Below are 7,544 nucleotides of genomic sequence, written 5' to 3' on the forward strand. Positions count from 1 at the left end.
GCGAAGAGGACCAGCTCGGTTGCCCCGATGGGGAAGTCCAGCTTGATGTTGAAGGCGCTCTTCGAGCCGTCCTTCTGCTGGAACATGACGCCGACACGGCGGAAGCGGGTTTTGCCATCGCGGCCTTCGACGGGGACGGTGACGGTGTAGTAGGTGCTCATCTCGGTTCTCCTTTTTCCGTGCAAATCGTGAAGGACCGGGGACCGAGGCCGGGGGTCAACGGCTGATTTGCCTCGCGAGGAATGGCCACAGGCTAGGGGAAATCAGTCGTTGAAGGCCCGCTTGCGGGCCGATCCGTCGGCCGCCCCGGTCCAGATTGCACCGTGAGGAAAAAGGAGAACCGAGGTGAGTGGCCGTTGCAGCGCATTCCCGACGAGGGCCGTGATGGCATGACGATTCACCGGCAAACCGGCCATCCTCCAGCAGAAGGGCGGCGGGCAACGAAAACGGCGCGCGGACATTCCCATCGGGGCAATCGGGCGTCCAGATGCGCCGCATGAAGAGGTGAAGGCGGCACGGCAGACGACGAGGCAGCGCGAGCCGCCCCTGCCTGGGCAACACGGTGCGCCCCTTGCGCGAGGGATCGTCACCCGCACGGGCCGAGACGCGCTCGCGCGGCGCGGGCGAAGGCCACAGGCCGCAGCTAGAGCCCGATCACGGCAACGCCGTGACGCGCCCTTGCCGCACTTTCTCGACCCTTGTTTCAGATCCCGATCGGGTTGCAGGAAAAATCATCCGCTGACCGGGCAAAGAGGAAGGGGACAGGGGCGCCAGCCCCGGTCCCCTCATTCTTGCAGCCTGATCCGGTGTCATCGGGATAGTGAAGGAAACCGCCTCACGCTCGACGGCCCCTTCCTTCTTCCATCTGGCAAGGATGGGGGCCGCTTACGCGGCCACCTGCTCTTGATCCTGCCGGGTTTTCAGCAGCCAGTCGGCGGCCTTCTGTGCCTCACTCGCCGCCTTGAAGATCAGCCGCTTGTCGTCTTTCAGGGCGCGCAGCCAGCTTTCCACATAGGCGGCGGATTGGCCGAAATCCGGGGTCAGGCCAAGGCTGGCGCAGATCATGCAGTTGCCGATTTCCGCGATCAGTTCCTCGAAGGCATAGGCTTTGCGATCGGTGAAGCGGCCAAGGCGATCAAGACGGCTCTTGTGTCCGGTCCAGTGGGTCGCCTCATGGGCCAGCGTGGCATAATAGCCTGCCGCGCCGTGAAAGGTGGCAATCGGCGGCATGTGGATGAAGTCCTCGGCCGGGTTGTAATAGGCGCGGGGGTCGTCGCTGGTGCGAATGTCGGCCCCGGTCGCAGTAAAGAACGCCTGCAATGTGGGGTCGGCCTCGGTGCCGAGGTCGCGGGCTTCCTCGGCGGGCGTGGCGTAGAACTCGGCGGGCAAGCCGTCGATCTGCTCGGCGTTGAACACGCGATAGGCTTTCAGATACGGAATGCGGCGCTCGTCGCCTTCCTCGTCCTCGCGCTCGAAAGTGCCGTATTTGACCACGGTTGCGGATTTCTCGCCCTTGCGGACCTGCCCGCCGGCAGCCTGCGCTTGGGCGTAGGTAAACCAATGGGCGGCGCGGTAACTCTTGGCCTCGGCGGCAAGCCACAGCATGAGGACATTGATGCCGCGATAAGGCTCGCCATTGGCGCGATGCGGGAACGCGGCCCCGCCCGCCTCTCCGGTCCACGGCTTGCGCCATGCCGGGGTGCCCGCTTCGATGCTGGCAATAATCGCTTCGGTGACGTGCTGGTAAAGATCGAACGCCATTTGTGGCCCCTTCCTTGCGACTGGCGGCGGGCTCTCGTGGCCCCTTTCCGCCGATGGGCGGGACCTTCCTTTCTGACCTTGGAAAGCCCCGTGCTTTCCGAAGGGCAGAACGGGAGGGCGCAGCCCTGCCCGTGGCCCCGGCCGGGACTGTCAGGGGGTCGGGAAGGCGGGGTGGTGCGGCCCGCAGCCCGAAGGGCGAGGACACGGCCCGCCTGGACGACGACGCCAAAGGCGGCGCTTGCCCCTTGACCGGCCCGGCCGGGGATGCGTGGCGGACAGATGAAATGGAAAAGCCTGCGGGGCAGGGGTGAGCGAGCCGCAGGCCCGTCGATCCCCTGGCACGGCGCTCGGATCAGATCAGCACGCGCGTCATGCGCGGGCTTCCTTTGCATGATGCTATCGGTCGGCAGGGCCGTGTTCGTGATGGCGACGATGGCGCGGGCCGATCCGTTGGAAATCAGATCGACAGTCCTCGCTGCTCTCGGTCCGTGACGAAACCCGGTCGCCAGCAGTAACGCCACGAGGCCAGAGCACCGACCATAGAAAAGGCCCCCGCGTGAGCGGGGGCCAAGTTTACCTTCGTCGCAGAAGGATTGGCGGGATTCTAGATTGCGGGCTTGTGCAGGGTCAAGATGACGGTGGCGATGTTGGTGCCAACCTCTGCAAAGCTCTCCGGCGGCAGCTCTCGCCAGAGACCGCGCCAGCCGGGGCCATGGCATTTGGCCCATGCGCGAAACTTCTCATGCGCCGGGGTTTCATTGACCTCGGCCGAGGCCGGCAGGATGGCGCGCAGGGTGCCGCCCGGTTTCAGGAAGTCGAAGGCGTGACGCACATGGCGCATCCAGTGGGTGCCTGAAAACGGCGGGTTCATCAGCACCAGATCATAGACCGGATCGGGGCGCATGGTGAGGAAGTTGGCGCAGGTGACACGCAGCCCGTCCCGCGCAATCCCGAGCAGGGTATCGGCGCGGTCAGGATGGATTTCAACGGCATCGACCTGTGCCCCGCGCCCGAGGACCGCGCGGACGATGTTGCCGATCCCGGCCGAGGGCTCAAGCGCGCGCATGTCAGGGGTAATGCGCAGATCGGCCAGCAGATGATCGACGACCTCGGCGGGCGTAGGAAAGAAGGCCAGATCGCGGGCAACAGCGGTGCCGGTGGGGCGGTAATCCTCGGGCCGCGCGGTGTCAGGGGCAGCATCGGCCAGGGCCGCGCCATAATAGGCAGCCAGCTCGCGGTTGACGGCCTCGACCAGATCATCACGGGCGAACCACAGATGAGCGTTGCCGTTCTTGAAACCCCGAACCTTGAAATAGCGGGTCTCAACCTCGGACTGACGCGGGCCGTAGCCTTGGGCACGGTCGCGGCCAAGAGCGATTTCGAGTTCCCCCGCCCGGTCGGGGGCATGATCGAGAACAGCGAAGGCCCGCTCTATGTCGTAAAGGGTTGCCCGGATGCCGCCATAGCTGAAACCGCCGTAATCGGTGAACACATGGGTCAGGATGATCCGGCTGCCCACCTTGAAGCCGTCATGGGACTTGAAGCGACGGTCGAGGCCCGCGAAGGCACGGGCGATGCCGCGCCGAAAGATCAGCTCAGAGTCGCCAAGCAGACGGGCCACGGTCGCGTCGATGTTCTCAATGGTGGCGGGCGGCACATCGCCGCGCAACGCCATGTCCATGTCGTCGCGCTCCTTGGCGTCCATGATCCGACGCATACCGCTTTCTTCGAGCAACCGTGTCCAGATGGCGGCATCGAGATTGGCACGGAACGCCTCGATGCTGGCCTTGGGGCCGAAATCTCCGGGAAACAGCCGGTCGCGGTGTTCTTGTTCGCGCCTGTCGGTGCGCGGCGAGTGCCAGCCGCCATGTGCAATGCGCGCGGTGTCGTTGGCAGCGACAGCAAGGGCGAACGCCTCCTGCAAAGCAGCGGCGGCATGCTTCATCTGCGCAAGTGCAGCATCGCGCGCATTGCAGATGGCGTGGATATTGGCAGGGGCAACCAGTGCCCCGCCCCTCGTCGGGGTGGTGCGGTCGTGAATGTTCATGGTGAAATCCTCGGGCACGGCGAGGCCGCGCGCGCCTTGTGGCGCGCGGGCCGGGCCGGTCAGATGCGGGTCCAGTTGCGGCTTTTGATGGCGCTGATGCGGTAACGCCCGCCGGTCTCGGTCGAGATGAAAGCCATGCGGCGGCGCTTCGCTCCGGGCAGAAGCTCCAGCGTGACGCGGAAGGTCTGATGCTCGGTGCCGTCCGTGAAGCGCAAGGGTTCCTCAAAGCGGATCACGTCGCCTTCCTTCAAGGGCCGCGCCTCGCGTGCCGCGTTCCGGCGACAACGCTCGCGCCAGTCGAGAGCATATTCGCTGGTCGTGGGCGACAGCAGGCCGAGCAGCTTCGCCGGCGCGTCGGATTCGTTCGGCCCCATGGTCTCGTCCATGTCCTTGTAGCCCCATTCGCTGCCCGATCTGCGGGTCAGGAACACGGCGCCGAAGGTATAACCGCCGGTGGCATCGGTCTTGAATGACCCCGTGCCGTCCAGCCCGTCCTTACGGCACCCGCCTGCGGGTTCGCTGCGAACAGCCGCATACCATGTGCTGCCCTGCTTGCTGATGAGGACGGGATAGCCCCGTCCATCATCATTCTTCCAGGTGCATATCCGGGCGATCTCGTCGCGGATGCAGGCAGGGGTGGAATAAAAGAGCCAGCCCATGTCAGTTCCTCCCCGCGCGGATTTCGATGGCTTCGCGGACGTGCTTGCGCAGCTCGGACAGCGGGTGATCGCCCGTCCTGTCTGACGCGGCACCGTCAAGCATGTCGTCGAGGATGCGCGCGGCCAGCAGTTCGGAAAGTGCAGCAAGCGTGGTGTTCGCGCAGGCATGATCGGGGTCGCGATACTCGACGCGCGCCTCGGTCAGGTCGATGATTTCCGCCAGCTTGCGCCCGAGGTCGCCGCCTTCGTCGTCATGGACCAGCAACCAGCCGGAACGGTCGTTTTCCTCGTCCTGATACCAGCCGTAGATCGACCAGACGGTATGCTCGCCGGGCCGGCACACTTCGACCTGCCCATCCTCGATGCGCACCGGCGACACGACAAAACCATGAAAATCAAGGATCGTGTCCTTTCCGGCCAACCCGTTGAAGGCCCGGATGCGCTCGGTCCGATCAAGGCGGGTGCCGGTGCGCTGATACTGGATGATGCTCACCCATGCAGGGTCCGTCGCCGCCTTCTCGCGGATTTCGTCCGTGGTGAAAGTGCCGAGATATTTGTCGAGTTGCACATCCCACGCGGCCCATTGGATCAGCCAGTGGCCATCATTGCGCGTCAGCGCCGAATAGTTGCAGAGCATTGCCCGTCTCCTTCCTTGCGACTGGCGGCGGGCTCTCGTGGCCCCTTTCCGCCGATGGGCGAGACCTTCCTTTCTGACCTTGGAAAGCCCCGTGCTTTCCGAAGGGCAGAACGGGAGGGCGCAGCCCTGCCCGTGGCCCCGGCCGGGACTGTCAGGGGGTCGGGAAGGCGGGGTGGTGCGGCCCGCAGCCCGAAGGGCGAGGACACGGCCCGCCTGGACGACGACGCCAAAGGCGGCGCTTGCCCTTGACCGGCCCGGCAGGGGATGCGTGGCGGACAGATGAAACGGAAAAGCCTGCGGGGCAGGGGTGAGCGGGCCGCATGGCCCGTCGATCCCCTGGCTCGGCAATCGGATCAGATCAGCACGCGCGTCATGCGCGGACTTCCTCTGTGTGCAAGTGGCGCAAAGTCATGCACACCCGACGACAAGTGCTTGAACGAACGATTGCTCCATATTAGATGATCAAGTCATACCCGGAGCATGCGCATGACCGTCAAGACGACCCTCAGCTTTACCGATCGCCATCATCGCTTCCTGACCGAGCGGGTTGGCGAAGGCATGTTTGCCTCGCAAAGCGCCGTCGTCGCGGCCGCGCTCGAACAGATGATCCGCGACGAGGAAGAGCGTGATCTGACACTTGCAGCAATGGCGGACGTGATCCGCGATCGCATGCGGACGCCGCTCGAAGATTATGTCGATGCCGAAGATGCTTTCGCTGCGGCCCGTGCCGTCATCGCGGCCGCTCGCGGCGCATGATCTACCGCATCCGCCTTCATCCGGCGGTCTCGGACGATCTGGCGGCAATCGCCCGGCTGATTTCCGATTACGCAGGGCCAGCTTCCGCAGGGCGCAAGCTGGCAGAGATCGAGAACGTGATCGCCAGCCTGCAAGGAACCCCGCACAAAGGTAGCCTGCGCAACGAGATCGCTTTGGGCCTGCGGGCCATCCCGGCGGGGCGCAAAGGGGTTGTCGTCTTCACGGTTGACGATGACAGGCGGGAGGTTCTGATCCATGCCATCGGCTATGCTGGCCAGGACTGGATGACACGGAGCATGGCACGGACGTGGTAGGGTCAGGACTCGCGGTTGCGGACTGGGTTCGCCCGCGCTCGAAGAACCCCGGATGCGGCAGGCTCACGTCCCTGTCAGAAGCCACTGATCGCCACGCGCTCTTGCAGGCTTGATTATCGGGCCGCCACGGTTCAGCGGCATGCTCGGTGACTAGGCTTGACAAGGGGATATCTGTCGACAGAGGGGCGATGCGGATGAAAAGCGTGATCCTGATTTCCAGCATCTGCATTCTGGTGGCGATTGCGGCGCTCTGGGTCTGGCGCCTGTCCGACATTCGGGCCGAACGACGGGCAGGCGCGGCTCTGGCGGCGATACAGCCCGCCCGCCTTGACAACTTCGATGCGGCGATGGTCGCAGGCCTGCCCGAGCCGGCGCAACGCTATTTCCGCTTCAGCATCCGTCGCGGCACGCCGCTATTTACCGTGGCGCGGATCACGATGACCGGCCAGTTCAGCCTCGGGATCAGAGAGGCGCCCGACTACATGGCGATGACCGCGCAGCAGGTTCTGGCCTCGCCCGAAGGGTTCGTCTGGAGCATGTCGGCACGGCGCGGGGTGATGCGCATCTCCGGCTCGGACGGCGCCGTGGGTGACGAAAGCTGGACGCGCTTCTGGCTCATGGGGCTGATCCCCGTGGCGCGGGCCGGCGGGACCGGGGATCACTGGCGCTCGGCTTTCGGGCGCCATGTGGGCGAGGCGGTCTTCTGGACACCCGCCGCCTTGTTGCCCCGCCCCGGCGTGGTCTGGAAAGCGGTGGATGACACGACCGCCCGGGTGACCGTCACCCATAACGGGATCGCGCAGTCGGTTGACGTGACGGTCGATGCCGAGGGCCGGCCGGTCACGGTCGTAATCCCGCGCTGGAGCGATGCCAACCCCGACAAGACTTGGCGATTGCAGCCGTTCGGCGGCCACCTCTCCGAGTTCCGGGACTTCGGCGGCTTTCAACTTCCCACCCATGTCGAGGCGGACAATCAATTCGGCACCGATGCCTATTTCCCGTTCTTCATCGCGGATGTGACCGACATCACTTTCATCCCGTCTTCGGTAGTAAGGCCATGACAGCCCCGCAGATGTGATGGGCATCTGCCATTGCGCCCTGCCGAAACCGAGTTGAATAGCGGATTCGCGGGTATAGTCAGGACAATAGCCACAAGGTTGACGAAGGAGAGGAGGATGCTCAGCGTCATCCGCCCTATCGACGTGGTAGTGGGTGCCGCCCTGTTGCAGGCTGGATCACCCGCGCTCGAAGAACCCTGGATGCGGCAGGCTCACGCCCCAGGTGATAGCACCGGACCCCCGAAGTTCGACAGTTCCGCGGGCATTTTGAGCCTGCTTGAGTATCCAGCATATGCAAAATCAAGGCATTAC

The 7,544-nt window shown here is 64.7% G+C and carries 8 protein-coding genes; 4 read left to right on the forward strand and 4 right to left on the reverse strand.

Annotated features, from left to right (window positions below; all coding sequences use genetic code 11):
* Nucleotides 1–885: 885 nt before the first annotated feature.
* The 4 genes from WMK75_RS17515 to WMK75_RS17530 all read right to left on the reverse strand — a co-directional run bounded on the left by WMK75_RS17515 (nucleotide 886) and on the right by WMK75_RS17530 (nucleotide 5,104).
* Nucleotides 886–1,761, reverse strand: coding sequence for a zincin-like metallopeptidase domain-containing protein (locus tag WMK75_RS17515; RefSeq protein WP_347268874.1), 876 nt, complete (start codon nucleotides 1,759–1,761; stop codon nucleotides 886–888).
* Between the two features lie 604 nt (nucleotides 1,762–2,365).
* Nucleotides 2,366–3,808: a DUF4942 domain-containing protein gene (locus tag WMK75_RS17520; protein WP_347268875.1), complete on the reverse strand. Its 1,443-nt coding sequence runs from the start codon at nucleotides 3,806–3,808 to the stop codon at nucleotides 2,366–2,368.
* A 59-nt stretch (nucleotides 3,809–3,867) separates the two neighbouring features.
* The gene (locus WMK75_RS17525; RefSeq protein ID WP_347268876.1) at nucleotides 3,868–4,467 is read right to left on the reverse strand and encodes a hypothetical protein; all 600 of its coding nucleotides are present in this window, start codon (nucleotides 4,465–4,467) and stop codon (nucleotides 3,868–3,870) included.
* 1 nt (nucleotide 4,468) lies between these two features.
* Nucleotides 4,469–5,104, reverse strand: coding sequence for a hypothetical protein (locus WMK75_RS17530; RefSeq protein WP_347268877.1), 636 nt, complete (start codon nucleotides 5,102–5,104; stop codon nucleotides 4,469–4,471).
* Between the two features lie 486 nt (nucleotides 5,105–5,590).
* Between WMK75_RS17530 and WMK75_RS17535 the strand changes: the two genes are divergently transcribed.
* From WMK75_RS17535 to WMK75_RS17550, 4 genes are all read left to right on the forward strand, one after another.
* Nucleotides 5,591–5,860 (forward strand): hypothetical protein, encoded by a 270-nt coding sequence (locus tag WMK75_RS17535; RefSeq protein ID WP_347268878.1) that lies wholly within the window; start codon nucleotides 5,591–5,593, stop codon nucleotides 5,858–5,860.
* A complete protein-coding gene (locus tag WMK75_RS17540) occupies nucleotides 5,857–6,174 on the forward strand; it encodes a type II toxin-antitoxin system RelE/ParE family toxin (RefSeq protein WP_347268879.1) in 318 nt (105 codons plus the stop codon). The genes WMK75_RS17535 and WMK75_RS17540 overlap by 4 nt, the downstream gene beginning before the upstream one ends.
* A 194-nt stretch (nucleotides 6,175–6,368) precedes the next feature.
* On the forward strand, nucleotides 6,369–7,235 hold the full coding sequence (locus WMK75_RS17545) for a DUF6544 family protein (protein ID WP_347268880.1): 867 nt from the start codon (nucleotides 6,369–6,371) through the stop codon (nucleotides 7,233–7,235).
* A 114-nt stretch (nucleotides 7,236–7,349) separates the two neighbouring features.
* On the forward strand, nucleotides 7,350–7,544 hold a 195-nt coding region (locus tag WMK75_RS17550; protein ID WP_347268881.1), incomplete at its 3' end, for a hypothetical protein.

It is taken from the genome of Paracoccus sp. (in: a-proteobacteria) (assembly GCF_039808215.1).
GTDB lineage: Bacteria > Pseudomonadota > Alphaproteobacteria > Rhodobacterales > Rhodobacteraceae > Paracoccus.